The 14,726-nt window shown below is 68.2% G+C and carries 13 protein-coding genes; 6 read left to right on the forward strand and 7 right to left on the reverse strand.

Annotated elements, in window-relative coordinates:
* Positions 1 to 319 precede the first annotated feature (319 nt).
* Entirely contained in the window at positions 320 to 1,360 is a 1,041-nt protein-coding gene (locus GO986_RS16620; protein ID WP_157460425.1) for a GGDEF domain-containing protein, read from the forward strand.
* Positions 1,361 to 1,364: 4 nt separating this feature from the next.
* Here the strand turns inward: GO986_RS16620 and GO986_RS16625 are convergent, their stop codons facing one another.
* Positions 1,365 to 1,973 carry a TetR/AcrR family transcriptional regulator gene (locus tag GO986_RS16625; protein ID WP_157460426.1) on the reverse strand — a complete coding sequence of 203 codons (609 nt, stop codon included), beginning with the start codon at positions 1,971 to 1,973 and terminating at the stop codon, positions 1,365 to 1,367.
* An 87-nt stretch (positions 1,974 to 2,060) separates the two neighbouring features.
* Here GO986_RS16625 and GO986_RS16630 point away from each other — a divergent pair, with 87 nt between their 5' ends.
* Positions 2,061 to 2,669, forward strand: a complete 609-nt coding sequence (locus GO986_RS16630; protein ID WP_157460427.1) for an NAD(P)H-dependent oxidoreductase — start codon at positions 2,061 to 2,063, stop codon at positions 2,667 to 2,669.
* Here GO986_RS16630 and GO986_RS16635 read toward each other — a convergent pair.
* The 4 genes from GO986_RS16635 to bamA all read right to left on the reverse strand — a co-directional run bounded on the left by GO986_RS16635 (position 2,621) and on the right by bamA (position 9,244).
* Positions 2,621 to 4,006 carry an alpha/beta fold hydrolase domain-containing protein gene (locus GO986_RS16635; RefSeq protein WP_157460428.1) on the reverse strand — a complete coding sequence of 462 codons (1,386 nt, stop codon included), beginning with the start codon at positions 4,004 to 4,006 and terminating at the stop codon, positions 2,621 to 2,623. The genes GO986_RS16630 and GO986_RS16635 overlap by 49 nt on opposite strands.
* A gap of 91 nt (positions 4,007 to 4,097) precedes the next feature.
* The gene (gene panD / locus GO986_RS16640; RefSeq protein WP_224571865.1) at positions 4,098 to 4,460 is read right to left on the reverse strand and encodes an aspartate 1-decarboxylase; all 363 of its coding nucleotides are present in this window, start codon (positions 4,458 to 4,460) and stop codon (positions 4,098 to 4,100) included.
* A 499-nt stretch (positions 4,461 to 4,959) separates the two neighbouring features.
* Positions 4,960 to 6,528: an Rqc2 family fibronectin-binding protein gene (locus tag GO986_RS16645; protein WP_369409429.1), complete on the reverse strand. Its 1,569-nt coding sequence runs from the start codon at positions 6,526 to 6,528 to the stop codon at positions 4,960 to 4,962.
* Positions 6,529 to 6,652: 124 nt separating this feature from the next.
* Complete coding sequence (bamA, locus tag GO986_RS16650; RefSeq protein WP_157460429.1) at positions 6,653 to 9,244, reverse strand: outer membrane protein assembly factor BamA; 2,592 nt, start codon at positions 9,242 to 9,244, stop codon at positions 6,653 to 6,655.
* A 273-nt stretch (positions 9,245 to 9,517) separates the two neighbouring features.
* On the opposite strand from bamA, the gene GO986_RS16655 reads away from it, so the two are divergent.
* The 4 genes from GO986_RS16655 to GO986_RS16670 are packed head-to-tail and all read left to right on the forward strand — an operon-like array spanning position 9,518 to position 13,198.
* Positions 9,518 to 10,162 carry a YggS family pyridoxal phosphate enzyme gene (locus GO986_RS16655; protein ID WP_369409430.1) on the forward strand — a complete coding sequence of 215 codons (645 nt, stop codon included), beginning with the start codon at positions 9,518 to 9,520 and terminating at the stop codon, positions 10,160 to 10,162.
* A complete protein-coding gene (locus tag GO986_RS16660) occupies positions 10,159 to 10,998 on the forward strand; it encodes a DivIVA domain-containing protein (protein WP_369409431.1) in 840 nt (279 codons plus the stop codon). Before GO986_RS16655 ends, GO986_RS16660 begins: the two co-directional genes overlap by 4 nt.
* 20 nt (positions 10,999 to 11,018) lie before the next feature.
* Positions 11,019 to 12,257 (forward strand): cytochrome P450, encoded by a 1,239-nt coding sequence (locus GO986_RS16665; protein ID WP_157460430.1) that lies wholly within the window; start codon positions 11,019 to 11,021, stop codon positions 12,255 to 12,257.
* Positions 12,254 to 13,198, forward strand: a complete 945-nt coding sequence (locus tag GO986_RS16670; protein WP_157460431.1) for a phosphotransferase enzyme family protein — start codon at positions 12,254 to 12,256, stop codon at positions 13,196 to 13,198. Before GO986_RS16665 ends, GO986_RS16670 begins: the two co-directional genes overlap by 4 nt.
* Here the strand turns inward: GO986_RS16670 and GO986_RS16675 are convergent.
* On the reverse strand, positions 13,170 to 13,871 hold the full coding sequence (locus GO986_RS16675; protein ID WP_232337854.1) for a hypothetical protein: 702 nt from the start codon (positions 13,869 to 13,871) through the stop codon (positions 13,170 to 13,172). The genes GO986_RS16670 and GO986_RS16675 overlap by 29 nt on opposite strands.
* 288 nt (positions 13,872 to 14,159) lie before the next feature.
* Positions 14,160 to 14,336, reverse strand: a complete 177-nt coding sequence (locus tag GO986_RS16680) for a helix-turn-helix domain-containing protein (protein ID WP_157445459.1) — start codon at positions 14,334 to 14,336, stop codon at positions 14,160 to 14,162.
* Positions 14,337 to 14,726 lie beyond the last annotated feature (390 nt).

Here is a 14,726-nt window from a genome sequence, read left to right on the forward strand (position 1 = left end):
CAAACCCGGCCACCTGTACCTGTCAGGGCGTCAAGATGATGCCCTGATCCAATTTTGACCCCTTAGGGTCAGCAACAAAAGACGATTTTTCCCGGACCAGACATTCCCGTAAGTTTTCTTGGCACACCTCAGAGCCTTTGAGGAATACCCACGCAAAGCGCTGAAACGAGTAAAACGACTCTCTACCCAGAGACAGCATTTGCAGTGAAAGTATTGGTGGCGCTCTCCTGACCGCAGTGCAGCGGAAGCCCGCTGTTTGTGGCCCCCATTCCCAGCGTCCTGCCGCGTTCGCCCCGCCGCAGCCCCGCCCGAGGCCCTCATGGTGTTGCCGTCTCTTTCTCCCCGCGTCTATCTTCAGCGCCACCTGTACGTCCTCCTGGCTCCGCTGCCGGTTCTGACCCTACTGCTGGGCGCACTGGAAGGCACCCACAGCAACCTCCCCCATGCGCTGACTTTTCTGGCGCTGCTGGGCCTCGCCGCTACCCTTAACCGGCGCCGGCAAGGGCTGGGCACCGTCGTCTTTCTGCTGGGCATGCCTCTGTGGCTGCTGTGGTTTATCGGCTCGCCCGGCTTTGGGGCCAGCTTTCTGAACTCGGTGACCGGGTACGGGGCCGTGCTGATTCTGACCGCAGCGACCAGCGCCCTGTGGTTCCCGGCGCGCGGGGTGGCCCTGTTCGTAGCGTACAGCACTCTGGTCGGCGGCGTGGGCTTGTCGCTCACACCATTTGGCTGGCTGGGCCTGTCGTGGTTTGTGGCGGTCGCACTGCTGGTGGGCGGCACCCTGGCCTGGCTGCTGGGCTGCACCGACCAGATGGTGGCGCAACTGGGTCAGGCGGCGCGGGCCGACGCCCTGACGGGTCTGGGCAACCGGCGCGCCTTTGAAGAAACCTTGCAGGCGCTGTGGACCAGCCACGCCAGTCGGCTGGCCCTGGCCATCATTGACGTGGACGGCCTGAAACTGGTGAACGATGAACAGGGCCACGGGGCCGGCGACGAGGTGCTGCGGCTGTTCGCCCAGGCGCTGCTGCTATGCGTACCGGCGGCGCACAGCCTGTTCCGCATTGGCGGGGACGAATACGTGGTCTTGAGCCTGACGGGCGACGCCGCCCTGCTGCGCGCCGAGCTTGTGGCCGCCACCGAACAGATAGGACGCCGGGTGCCTGGGGTCGGAGCCAGTGTGGGCCTGGCCTGCGGTCACGAGTGCGCGGGGCCAGAAGGGCTGCTGCGCCTGGCCGATGAGCGTATGTACCGCCAGAAACGTCTCAAGAAGACGGCCCGGCCACGCCGGGACAGGCCAGGCGCCGTGGGCGGCCCTCTGCCGGACCCAGCGGTGCTCAAACCCACCGTGGTCAAGCTATAACCGATTAAGCAGGAGAGGTGCGAAGTTCGGCGCTCAACAGTGTCCACAGCGTTGAAGGAACTGCCTGCGGTGCCAGGTGCCCTGTCATGACCAGATGGGCCAGCCCATGCACGGCCCCCCACAGACCCTGCGCCAGCTCCTCGGGGTGGGCCGTCGACAGCTCGCCACCGGCCTGGGCTTCGGCCAGGATGCGGGCCAGCAGCGCCTGATTGCGCTCGATCAGCGGGGCCAGCGGCGAGACACCTGGGCCTGGGGGACACACCTGGGGATCAAAGATGAGAGTAAAGGCGTGGGGGTGCTGGGCGGCGTAGCCCACGTAAGCTTCGCCCAGCGCGACCAGTTGCCGCAGGGGCGTGCCCTGTGCGGCGACCGCCTGCGCCTGCACCGTCACGAATTCGGTCATGCACGTCTCGCCTAGCGCCAGCAGCAGGGCGTGGCGGTCGCTGAAGTGGTGATACGGCGCGGCGTGGCTGACCCCGGCGTGCCGGGCCACCTCCCGCAGGCTCAGCTCGGCTGCCGGCCGCTCCTCCAGCAGGGCGCGGGCGGCTGTCAGCAAGGTGTCGCGCAGGAGGCCGTGATGATAGGGCCGGGCCGATTCACGCGAACTTGACATTGTCAACATGATGCCGCACGCTGAGACCAACTCAAACTTGACACTGTCAAGATTTTTCAAGGGCCGTGTCTGCGGCCTGGAGGCCTCATGTCAACTCTGGTCATCAACGCCCACCCCAACCCCGAGAGTTTTTGCCGCGCCCTGGCGGAAAGCTACGCCGAAGGTGCTGGTGGCGCTGGCCCGGTAGACCTTCTGCATCTGGCCGACCTGCACTTTGACCCCGTTCTGCGCCGTGGCTATCAGGGCGCGCAGCCGCTGGAGCCAGACTTGGTCCGGGGGCAGGCCCTCTTGCAGGCCAGTACGCACCTGTGCGTGGTTTACCCCGTCTGGTGGGGCGCGCCCCCAGCACTGCTCAAGAGCTTTGTAGAGCGAACTTTCTTACCGGGTTTTGCCTTCCAGTACTGGGGCCGGGCCCTGCCGGACCAGTTGCTGCGGGGCCGCAGCGCCCGCCTGCTGGTGACCAGCGACTCACCGGCTTGGTATCTCCAGCTGACCGGGGACAGCGCCGTGCGCAGCGTCAAGACCCACACCCTGGGCTTCAGCGGATTCCGGCCCGTGCGGACCACGCGCTTTGGACCCATACGGACCAGCACGCCGGCCCAGCGCGAACGCTGGCTGCGACAGGCGGCCCAATTAGCCGCGCAGGATCAGCGCAGCAGGGGCGCCAGCCAGGCGCCAATCCAGCGTGCCACCTGATCGCCCCGCGCTGTGGTGATGTCCAGATGCGCGGCGCCTCCCAGCGTGTGGGTGGTCAGCACCGCTTTGGTGGTGCGGGCGTAGTCCCGGAACATGGTTTCGGTGGTTACCCCCTGCTCGGCGGCGATGCCCAGCACCGGCAGATTCAGGGCCGTCATATGCCACACCGGCAGCGTCTTTTCAAAGGGAGTCCCGCGCGTGCCCGTGCGGGCGGCGGCCAGGTCCAGGCTCAGGCGGTTGGGAAAATACCACTCGGCGTAGTCGGTCTGCGGCGTGATGTAGCGGCGCACAAAATCGGCGGCGTCGGTGGGCGCGGCCGGGTCGGACTGCCAGCCCACGGGCTGCCGGGGGTCCTGGGGCCCCGCAATCCAGTGGCTGTCCCGGCCGCCCAGGGCCAGGGTTGGCAGGTTGGTGGCCTCGGTGGCGTTGGTGGCCTTGCCAGTCTTGAGGGTCATGAAAGGCAGCAGGGCGTACCGCTGCTCTAACTGGCTCAGGGCGGCGGCCAAGTTGGTGGCGCGGTAGGGGGTCAGGCCGCCGGCCGGCGCCGCGCCTGCCGGATTCAGGGCCGCCAGCCGGGCCTGCGCGGCGCCCCGGCTGGCCAGGCGCGGGCTAAAAAACACCGCGTCCACATATGGCGAGCGCGCCAGCCCCTTTAGACCCGGCAGCGGCCCGATGGGGTTGGCGCCGCCCTGCTGGTAGGCGTCGGCAGTCATGGCCTTGCCGCTCATGAGACCAGGCAGGCCGTCGAGCATAACCAGGCCGCGCACATCCCGCGCGCCGGGCACGCCGCCAAAGTCGTAGGCCGCGTAGGTGCCAGCCAGCGTGCCCCCCATTGAGTGCCCACCCAGAAACACATTGGGGGTCAGCGCCCGCGCGGCCTGCACAGCGGCGCGCCAGTCTTTCAGGGTCACGTCCAGACCCCAGTGCTGCATATAGGCCACGGTGTCGGGCGCGCGCACAGGCAGGCCTTCCTTGACCAGCTGCGCCAGCCCGTCCGGTGTGGCCTTCAGAATGGCGGCGTGGTCTTCCAGCAGGTTGGCGCGGCGGTCCACGGCCCACACCGCCACCCCAGGATTCAGGGCCACGATTTGCCGCGCCAGGCGGTCAAAACTGCCCGCTCCCCCCAGAAAGCCGGGCATTAGTAGCAGCACCGCGCGGGGCCGGACTGGCCCGTAGCGCACCGTGATGCTGGCGTTGAGGGAGCTGGGGGTCTCAGGGGCGACGGCGCCCGGCTGAACCACACGGGTGACGGGGACGGCGCTCAGCGTGGCCTCACTGGGAGCGGCACTGGCCTGGGCCATCACAAGGCTGAGAAAGAGAGGGAACACGCGGCGCATGGCCCATGCTCGGTCGGTGAGACCCAGACATAGGTGCGCCGCGTTGCACTCGGGCTTATGGGTTTGCCCAGCTGTTCTTCATGCCCAGCCCTCAGGCCAGTTGCAGGTCCAGCTGACGGTTGCGCTCGTCCACATGGACCACGCGCGGCTCCAGGCGGCGCGCTTCGTCCTCAGTAAAGTTGCCGTAGGCCGCGATAATCACCAGGTCACCGGGCCGCATCAGGTGGGCGGCGGCGCCGTTGATGCCAATCACGCCGCTGCCACGCGGCCCGCTGAGGGCGTAGGTGCTCAGGCGGTTGCCGTTGGTGATGTTGTAGATATCCACGCGCTCGTTGACCAGAATGTCCGCCGCGTCCAGCAAGTCCTGGTCAATCGTCACGCTGCCGACGTAATCCAGATCGGCCTGCGTCACAGTGGCGCGGTGAATTTTGGCCCTGAACATGATGCGTTCCACAAGCGGGCATTGTACGCGCTCGGGGCCGGCAAAAGGAAAGCGGGGCCACGAGGCGGGAGGGGACGTACAGGAAGGGAGTGGGACGTGGGTTGTAGGGAGTAGGAAAACCCTGATGGCCGAGTGCGCTCATGGCTTACGCGTGTCAGCCGTTTGTGACCAATACGCTCAAGGCTGTGACCAGTAGCCCGACAAGCTTGTCGCTGCCTCTCCCAGAAGCGCGGGCAAGACCATTTTTTTAGCCCCTTCCTCGCAAGGGGAACTGGGACAGCTCGCACCGCGAGAGGTTAGGCGGGGAGGAGCGGGGATGGCGTCCTACGCAATTTCCTCGTCACGCTCCGCCACAAAGGACGGACGTCCAGACACTGAGCTTGCACAGCGCCGAAGGCAAGAAGCCTCTAGCGCCTCTCGGGATGCCACGAAAATGGACGACAGTGCATCCGACATCTGGTCTGGCCCTCTGCGCCCCTGACCAGAGACCGCGCGCCGCCTGTGCGCCGCCTTAATTCGCTTCTGGCAGCGTACCGTCCACGAACACCGTCTTCTGGTCGGTGTAATGCACCTGACCGGCCGGGGCGCCTCTGGGACGCCACACATGCTTGATACGGGTGTAGTCCACGGGCACGTTGCTGCTGCCGCGCGCCTTGGAATGGGCCGCCGCCAGCCGCGCGGCATAGAGGATGTCGGGAAGGTCCAGGTCGCGCCCCCCCGACCGCACGAGGACGTGGCTGCCTGGATACCCCTGGGCATGAAACCAGTGGTCGGTGCTGCGGCCCAGCCGGTGCGTCAGGACAGCGTTCTCCTTGTTGTTGCGGCCCACCAGGGCTTCGTGGCCACTGGGGGTGGTAAAGCGCGCGCCGTAGGGACTCTTCTCTGGGCGCTCGCTCACCAGCTGGGCCGACAGGGCCTCCAGAGCGTCCAATTCGGCGGTGTCCAGGTCGCGCAGGCGCGCCTCGGCGTCGGCCAGGTCGGCGCGCAGGGGCGCTTCGCGCTCGGCCAGGCGCAGATAGACCTCCTCGCGGCGGCGGGCGCGGGTGTAGCGTTTCTCGGCGTTTTGCACGGCGCTCAGGCTCGGCTCCAGGCTCAGGGGCTGCTCGCCGCTGCCGTCAAAGGCAGGCAGCAGGGCGCTGGCTGCACCTCCAGGCACGGTGTGCGCGTACGCCATCAGCAGGTCGGCCTCGGCACGGTCACGCGCGGCGTCGTCCAGGCCCGTTTCGGCGCGGGTCACATCCGAGAGCTGGTTGCGTAGCAGCGTCAGGCGTTTTTCCAGCGGCTCGCGCAGGGCCTTGCGCAGCGCCGCTGCCTTTTCGCCACGCGCCGCCTCACGCGCGCCCCCCTGCAGCGTCCCTTCACTCACCGTTGGGTCGCGGACCACGCTCTGCACGGCGGCCAGCACCTCCGGCCAGCGCTCAGCCGGCGCCTCATCAGCCCGTAGCCCCGCGCGCCGCAGCAGCTCGGCGCCCAGAAGAGGCCCCAGGCCATCAAGGTGTTCGCGCCAGCGCCCCACGGGGACCCCCGCCAGTGCCTGGGCCTGCTCAGGGCCGAGGGTACGGGGGTCCAGCTTGTCGTAAGGCGGCGGTGGCGTGTACATGCCCCCCGTGCGAATGGTACGGAACCGGTTGCGACTGCCCGTAATCTCGCGGGCGGCCATCACGATGCGGCCCGCAAAGCCCTCGCCCTGGTCCAGCACCAACAGGTTGGCGTTGCGGCCCGTCACCTCAAACAGCAGCCGGGTGGGCGCCTGGTCCACAAAACCGGTTTCGCCGGCAAAGTGCAGGGCAATCACCCGGTCGAGTTTCAACTGCTCGGCACGCAGCAGGTCGCCGCGCACCCGCGCCGTCAGAAAGCGCTGAAAAGGATTGTGGGCCTCACCGCGCAGCCGCTCACGCGACAGGAACACCACGGGCGTGGGCGGCCGGTAACTGAGGACCAGATTGCTGCGGCCGTTCAGGCCAGGCCCGTCCAGCAGCAGCGCGGCAGTGGTTTCATCCGGGAAAGCCCAGCCCAGGGTGCGCAGGGGCAGCAGGGGCTCCAGCTCGGCCAGCACCCGCGCGAGCATCAGACCTTCCACAGCAGGCCTCCGGGGGGAACGGGCGAACACATGCGGGGCATGCTAGCAGCGGCGGGGGGCCGGTGCCCTCCAGCAAATGGCCGAGGGCGCGGGAGACTTCCGCGCCCTCGGCCACCTGAAGGCTTTACCAGAAGTTGCCGAGGCGGAAGTAGAACTTGCCCTGACCCGTCTGGGGGCTGAAGCCGTAGTCAAAGCGCAGGCTGGGCAGCAGGGTGCCGCCAATACCCAGGTTCAGCTGCACGCCGGCCCCGATGCCATACTTGAGGCTGGGATCGGGGTTGGCCGCCGTGCCCCAGGCCGTGCCGGCGTCGGCAAACAGCACGCCGTACAGGCCCTGGGCGATGCCCGCTTTCAGGCCGAAGTCGTAGCGGTATTCAGCGCTGGCAGTCGCGTAGTTGGGGCCGAACAGCTCGCTGTCGTTCAGGCCGCGGATGTGGCGGGCCGGGTTGGCCGAGCCGCCGCCGCCCACGCCGTAGCCAGTGCCCAGCGGCGCGGTGTCCAGGCCCAGCGTCGTGCCCGCGTTCGCCCGCACGGCAAAGACCTGCTGCTTGGTGGTCACGCCCAGGGATTTTTCGAGGTCTCGCCCGAAGCCGAAGTAGGTGCTGGCGCCGCCCTCAATCTCGGTCCAGCGCACACTGACATTGTTCTGCGTGCCAAACTTATAGCGCGCGCCCAGGTCCGCCTTGATGCCCCGGCCAGGAAATTCGCCGTTGTCGGTCGAGTTGTAGCTGAGGCCAGCCGTAATGCCCGTAATCAGCGAGTTGGTGGGCAGCAGCGCCCTGGCGTCCGCCTCACTGAAGGTGCGGGTCTGGGTCGCGCCATTGGCGTCCGTATAGGTCACCGTGTTCTTGTCACTGGACTGCAGGGCTTCCAGGTAATACACGTTGTACCCGACGCCGACGCCCACATTGGCGTACAGGTTGCGGGCGAGGCTGCGGCCTGCGTTCACGCTGAAGCTGGTCGTGCGGGTGGTGTAATCCCAGCCGGTGTCGGTGTTGCCAGGGGTGTCGCCCGCCTTGCTCACCAGAGGCTGATTGCCCGTCACGTTCGACCCGGCCGACGCCGACACCGAGGTGGGCACCCGGCGGAAGTCGAGGAAATCGATGTCCAGCCAGGGAATCGTGTAGGCCACGTTGCCCACCAGATTCTGCCCGGCCTCGTTCTGCTGGCCACCCAGGGTCGCGGTGAAGTTGTGGCCTAGGCCAAAGACATTGTTATTCGTGTAGCCAGCGTCGCCACCAAATCCGCCGGCAAACGAGTCGTAGGTCAGGCCCAGCGTCACCGGAATGCCACTGGTCGTCTCGGCCAGGCCCACCACGTAGGTGATGCTCTCGGGGTTGGCGGGGTCGCTGCGCACCTGCTCGGTCACCACGCGCACGAAGCCCAGACGGGCGATGCGGCCCAGGGCAGCGTTCAGCTCGTTGCGGTTAAAGGCCCGGCCTGCTTCGGGCAGTTCGCGCAGAATCACCCGGTCCTTGGTCTTGTGGTTGCCCTGCCACTGCAACTCGTAGCCGGCCACGCGCACTTCACGCAGGTTAAAGGTCAGCGTGCCGTTCTCGAAGGTGAGGGCGTCGCGCGTGCTGATCTCGTAGCCGGCCTGGCGGTAGGCGTCACGCAGGGCAAAGAAATCGTCCTGCGCCAGCTGGGGGCTGTACACGTCGCCCACCTTCGTTTTCACGGCGGCCTGCAGCGTGGCCGTGGGCACCAGGGTATTGCCCTGGAAGGCAATCGTCTTGACCGGGCCAGACGCCACGCCCGCCGAACCGAACAGCACCGTCACCTGGGCCGGGTTCTGGGGGTTGGGTTGCAGGGCGAAGCCCACCGGCTGCCCGGTCTGGTTGGCCAGGGCGCGCACGTCGGCCTGCAACTTCGCCAGGGTGATGGGCTGGCCAGCCTGGGTTTGCAGCGCGATCTGGGGACTCTCCAGGTCGCTGGTGTCCACCGCCGTGACGCGGCCTTCCAGGGCGCGCACCTTCAGCACGCCGCCTTCCAGCGAGGTGGTCTGGGTGTTCACGCCTGCCTGCAGATACCCGGCGTCGTCGTAGGCCTGCTGAAGGCCCTGCACAGCCGCGTAGTAGGCGTCAGGGGTAAAGCGGCGGGCGTCGTACAGCGGCTTAAAGATGGCCGTCACCGTGCTGGCTGGCAGCAGGGTAACGCCCTCGACCTCCACGCGGGTAATCGGGGCCGTTTCGTCCACCACGAAGTTCACGGTGACGGTGCCGTCGGCCTCGGTTTTGACCTCGCTGCTGATGCTGGGGGCAAAGGGGTAGCCCTCGCCCTGGAAGTTGGAGGCCAGGGCTTCTTTGGCCTCGTCAATCCGCACGTTGTTCAGCGTGGCGCCGGGGGCGATGTTCAGCAGATCGGCCACGCTCTTTTTAAAGCCGTCGGCGGGCAGAAAGCTCAGGCCGGTGATGGTCACGTCCTTGATGGTCGGGTTGGGCACCACCGTGATGACCAGGCTGTCGCGGCCAGAGACGCTGCGCAGCTCGGCCACCGCACTCTTGAAATAGCCGCTGGCGACCACTTCCTGCTCGACCTGACGCAGATTCACGCTGGACAGGGGCGCGCCGGTCTGCACCGACAGGGTGGCGCGCACAAAATTGGTCAGCAGCTCGGTGGTGCCGACCACCGTGACCTCCTGCACCGTTCCGGCCGTCTGGGCGGCAGCGGGCGCGGCAAGAGCAATGGTCACGGCAAGGGTCAGGGGGTGTCGCATCTTTCTCCTCTAATCTTGCGGAATCACCCCGGAAATCACCCCCGCCTGGCAGGCAGGCTGGGGGCTGGGCGCCGCAAAGTCCTGCTCACACTTGCGGCTCTATGCCTGAGAAGGGTGAAGGTTGGGTGCAGATGAGCCCAGGACGCGCCGCTGCGCCCTGATGGGCCGCGCGCCGGACCAGCTTGAGCTGACTGCGCGCCTGAGTGAGAATAAGCCTGTGTGCCCTCACCAACCCTTCGGCCTTGTCTGGCCCCCACTGCAGCCAGGTTTCCTGTGAGTGTGCCGCAGGTGCTGGCCGCCATCCGCGCCGCCGAGGCCGACGCGGGCCGCCCGGCAGGCAGCGCCCAGCTGGTGGCGGTCACCAAGGGGCAGCCGCTGGAGGCCATCGAGCGCTGCGTGCTGGCCTGCGGCGCCTTTCCACTGGCCGAGGGCCGCGCCCAGGAACTGCGGGACAAAGCCGCCGCCTGGCCCGAGCAGGAGTGGCACTTTATCGGGCCGCTGCAACGCAACAAGGTCAAGTACATGCGTCCAGTAACGCTGGTCCACGGCCTGGAAGCCGCGTGGCAGGCCGAGGCCATTGCCCAGGCCGCCCAGGGCTGGGGCCGCGCGCCAGACGTGCTGCTTCAGGTCCAGAATGGGGAAGCCCAGAAGCACGGCACCGAACCCGCCGCATTGCCCGGCATGCTGCGCGAGGTGCAGGCCACTGGGCTGACGGTGCGCGGCCTGATGGTGATGGCGCCGGACCTGGACGGCCACCCGGACCGGGACGAGCGCCTGCTCAGCCTCTTCCGGGACACCGCGCGGCGCGCGCAGGACCTGGGTCTGTCAGAGTTGAGCATGGGCATGAGCGGGGACTATCCGCTGGCCGTGTCTGCTGGAGCCACCCTGGTGCGGGTGGGAAGGAGCCTGTTCTCGTGAAATTCACCCCCCTTGATGTGCGGCACCAGGAGTTCCCCACCCGGCTGGGCGCCTATGACCGCGCCGCTGTGCGCACCTTCCTGGGCGACCTGTCTGACGACCTAGAAACCCTGTTGCAAGATCAGCAGGCGCTGCGCGAGCAGATCAGCACGCTCCAGCACGAGCTTGAGGAGCAGCGCCAGCATCAGGATGAGATCCGGCGCGCGGTCGTGGCCGCCGAGCGCATTTCCCACGAGCTGCGCGAGAACGCCGTGCGCGAGGCCGAACTGATGGTGGGTGAGGCCCGCACCCAGCGCGACGCCCTGGCCGGCGAGACCCAGGCCCGGCGCGAGGCGCTTGAAGCCGGGCACCGCGCCCGCATGGCCGAGCTGGAAAGCGCCGCCCAGACGCGCGCCGCCGACCTGGAGCGCGCGCACCACGACCTCAGCGCCGGGCGGGAGCGGGCGCAGGCCGAACGGCTGGCTGACCTGGAACGGGCGTTTGGCGAACGGCACGCCGAGCTCACGGCCCGCCTGACCGGCGCCCGCCAGGAATACGCGCAGTTTCTCAGCGCCTACCGCGCGCTCACCACTTCCTTTTCCGAGCTGGCGGCCCGCCACGCGGCGCCCGAAGAGCTGGCGCTGCCGCAGGGCACCCTCCCTGTGCCCCCACGCGGCGCGGGCCCTGTGGCCGCTTCTGGCAGCGGCGCCCCGGCAGGAGACAGTGCCGCCGGCCCGGATGCCCACGCCGCGCGCCGGGCAGCGGTGGCAGCGGGAGTGGCCCTGCTGACCCGGCCCCCCGTCACCCCCGACCCCGAAGAGCGTCCCCTGCGCGTGGAAGGGCAGCAGTTCCTTTGACACGGCCCGGTTCTGAGGGGTTGCCCACTGTCTCGCTGCCGCTGACTGACCCCAGCTTTGTGCGGGACCCCTACCCCCTGCTGGCCGAACTGCGCGCCGAGGCGCCGGTCTTCTACGACCCCGGCATGAACCGGCTGGTGCTGACCCGCCACGAAGACATCAGCGCCGTGCTGCGCAGCCGCCGCCTGGGCCGCAGCGCCCTGCACCGCTACTCACGCGACGAGCTGGGCTGGCCGCCCCCTGACCCACGCCAGGCCACCTTTGACGCCTTTAACAGCAACCACCTGCTCGACAGCGAGCCGCCCAAGCACACCCGGCTGCGTTCACTGGTGCAGCTGGCCTTTACGCCCCGCCGGGTGGAGGCGCTGGCGGAGCGCATAGAAGCGATTCTGGAGGCGCAGGTGCGCGACCTGGGGCAGAGGGGCACCTTTGACCTGGTGGCCGACTACGCCGAACCTCTGCCAGTCACCGTGATTGCCGAACTGCTGGGCGTGCCCGGCCCCGAGCGCCATCAGCTGCGGCCCTGGTCGGCCTCGATTGTCAAGCTGTACGAACCGTCACCCAGCGCGGCCGACCAGGCCGAAGCCGAGCAGGCGGTGGTGGACTTCAGCGCCCTGCTGCGCGACCTGGCGGCCCAGCGCCGTGCCCAGCCCCAGGACGACCTGATTACGGCGCTGGTGCAGGCCGAGGAACACGGCGACCGCCTGACCGAGCAGGAACTGGTGGACACCTGCATTCTGCTCCTGAACGCCGGACACGAAGCCAGCGTGAACGGCCTGTCGGGCGGGGTGCTGGCCCTGCTGCGCCAGCGGCACCACTGGGACGCCCTGGTGGAGGCGGCATACGCCGACGATAGTCTGGCCATCTTTCGCCGGGCCATAGAAGAGCTGCTGCGTTTTGACACGCCGCTGCCCATGTTCGAGCGGATTGTGCTGGACCCGCTGGTCATCGGCGGCGCGGCCCTGCAGCCTGGCGACCGCGTGAGCCTGCTGTACGCCAGTGGCAACCGGGACCCCGAGAAATTCACGGCCCCCGACGAACTTGACCTGGGCCGCGACCCCAACCCCCACCTGACCTTTGGGCTGGGCATTCACTACTGCCTGGGGGCGCCGCTGGCCCGGCTGGAACTGGCCCTGAGCCTGCGCGCCCTGTGCCGCACCCTGCCGAAGCTGCGCCTGGCCGACCCCGAAGAGCCGGGACATTACACTGGCGGCTTTGTCATTCGCGGCCTGGCACGGCTGGACGTGCAGCCGGGGTGAAGGCCGCCACCCTGGCCGGCGTGTGGCCTATCGGCACCGTGTACCGGGTCACGCCCCTGGGTGGCGGCAGCATCAACGGGGCGTTCCAGGTTGACGCCGGGGCGGACCTGTTTCACCTGCGCGTGTACCGGGACCCCCGCAGAGAACGCGCCGAGCGGGAACTGGCGGCGGTCCAGGTGGCCCGCGCGGCGGGGGTGCCGACCCCAGCTCCTGTTCCCACGCAGCGTGGCGGCGTTCTGGCCAGACTGGGTGAGGACTGGGCAGCGCTGTTTGAACGGGCGCCGGGCCAGCCCATCCCCAGGGCCGACCTGAACCCGCAGACGGCTGCGGCCCTGGGGGCCTTCCTGGCCACCGTGCATGACCGGCTGCCGCCAGCGGTACCGCTTGAGGTGCCGCTCCTGGCCCCGCCAGCCAGCGTGGCGCGCACCGAGGAGCGGTTGAACGCCGTCCGCGCCGCCATCCTGGCTCTGCCTGACCTGAATACCACCGACCGCTGGGCGCTGACCCGCTTGGAGCAGCGCCTCCTGCATCTGCGGACGGCACCTTTGCCTGACACGGTGCCCGATCTGCCCACACGGTTTTTGCACGGCGATTACCATGACGGCAACGTCCTGTTCTCTGCTGGCCAGCCCCATGCCCTGATTGACTGGGAACAAACCCGCCTGGCTCCCCGCGCCTGGGAACTTGTGCGCTGCCTGCACCTGAGCCTGGGCCTAGCCCCTGAGCTGTGCCAAGCGTTCTTGGCAGCCTACCGGACTCGTCTGCCGCTGTCCGCCGACGAGGTGCAGGCGGGCGCGGCCCTGTACGCCACCCTGCAGGAGCGCAACGTCTGGACCCTGGAAAGTGTCTATCTGCACGGCAATCCAGGGCCGCGCGCGTTTATTCAGCCGCCGCCGTATGTGCCTTTTCCAGTCAGCTGGGCACAGGCGGAGGTGACATAACAGCCCACCAGACCGGCGCCAGTTCGCCCGTCCTTGCCTGAGCGGCCGCTTCCTCGGGTTGCCCCAGCACCTGGAGCGCCAGCACGCGCGCCGGGCTGCGGGCTTCGCTCCGGTCCAGGGCCTTCCCAGCGGTCTGTGCCGCCTTGCGGGGATTGAGCCGGGCCTGAGCGGCGGCCAGCACCGCCAGCAGGTGTGCATCGGCCGGCTGCCCGCTCAGCTCAGCCACCTTGAGGCCTTCTGCCAGGGTGCGCAGCGCGGCGTAGGGGGCCGTCCCCGCCAGCAGCTCCTGCTCGGCCACAAGGGCCACGGCCGCCACAAGTCCGCCGCTATCGCCCTCAGCGCGGGCCAGGCGGCGGGCGCTCTGGGCGGCTGCACCGGCCTCGAGCGCAGCCAGTTGGTGCAGGGCGCGGGCTGTCAGCACTGCCGACCGGGCGCTGCTGGGCACCCCTTTCAGATCATTCAGGGCTGCCGCCGCCTCGCCCCGCCGCAACCAGGCCGCCGCCCTCAGCAGGGGGTCAGCTGTCCAGGCCAGCGTCAGCCCAGGCCGCCCCAACCGCAGAGCCAGCGCCGCCGCCTGTCTCTGATCAGACGGTGAAAGTGCCTCCCACAGCGCCTGCGCCTGTTCCGGCTGCTGGTCCAGGGCTTCACTCAGGGCCGCCAGCAAGTCCGACATGGTCGCCACTATGGCACAGGGCCAGCACGCGCGACCTGGCAAACTCAGGCTCACCGAACAGCGAAAAACACCGCGCCTCACCCTCTGCAAGAGCCCAGAATTGCTCTATCGGCGGCCCTTCACTTCATCCCAGGGCGTAGTCCCTTTTCCGGGTCTTGCCCATTCGGCTGAACTTCAGCCTGAGCGTGTTCCGTTCGAGTGGGCTGCAAAAGAAGACGAGGCCAGATAGGACGCCGTTTGCGCCTTATCTATGCCTCGGTGCCTAGAACTGTTTGGTGTGTCCAGAAGTTACGCGCTCAGCGCCAGGTCCAGCCCCAGAAACCGCCATAGCGAGCGGCGGGGCACCCGCAGGCCACTGGGATGCTCGACCGCACTCAGGCGGCCGTCCCGAATCCAGCGGCGCACGGTGCGTTCGTGGGTGCCGGTAAAGTCAGCCACTTCGCTGACCTTGAGCAGTTTGGGCATGTTCTGGTACTGGTTGGATAGGGTCACTTTGGGCCTCCTTCAACGCAGCGGGGCTGCACAGAGGCAGCCCCACAGTCACACTCAGTTGTCACGGCGTCAGACGCCTTGATGTCGCAGCCGCTGGCCATACCGCCTGGCCCACCGCTGCGGCGCGGCCAGAGGGAGAAGAGACGGGTCATACGCTTCAACTTGCTTAAACCGTAGCACACTGCCTGTCAAGCCGGGGTCAGGGTTGCCTTACCTGTTTCTTGAGACGCCGCCCGCCCACGCGCAGGGCGGCGCAGGCCGCGCAGCAGCCCCAGACGCCGTTTTGCATTACAGTCGGGCACAGAATGACCAGGCTTCCGGCAGCGCCGCTCTGTTTCTCCACGCTTCTTTTCTGTCTGGGCC

This window comes from Deinococcus arboris, assembly GCF_009755355.1.
GTDB lineage: Bacteria > Deinococcota > Deinococci > Deinococcales > Deinococcaceae > Deinococcus > Deinococcus betulae.

Coding starts and splice junctions, on each gene's coding strand:
- GO986_RS16680 (WP_157445459.1), bottom strand. CDS start 14,336: ATGCCCAAACTGCTCAAGGTCAGCGAAGTGGCTGACTTTACCGGCACC.
- GO986_RS16620 (WP_157460425.1), top strand. CDS start 320: ATGGTGTTGCCGTCTCTTTCTCCCCGCGTCTATCTTCAGCGCCACCTG.
- GO986_RS16635 (WP_157460428.1), bottom strand. CDS start 4,006: ATGCGCCGCGTGTTCCCTCTCTTTCTCAGCCTTGTGATGGCCCAGGCC.
- GO986_RS16675 (WP_232337854.1), bottom strand. CDS start 13,871: ATGTCGGACTTGCTGGCGGCCCTGAGTGAAGCCCTGGACCAGCAGCCG.
- GO986_RS16630 (WP_157460427.1), top strand. CDS start 2,061: ATGTCAACTCTGGTCATCAACGCCCACCCCAACCCCGAGAGTTTTTGC.
- bamA (WP_157460429.1), bottom strand. CDS start 9,244: ATGCGACACCCCCTGACCCTTGCCGTGACCATTGCTCTTGCCGCGCCC.
- GO986_RS16625 (WP_157460426.1), bottom strand. CDS start 1,973: ATGTCAAGTTCGCGTGAATCGGCCCGGCCCTATCATCACGGCCTCCTG.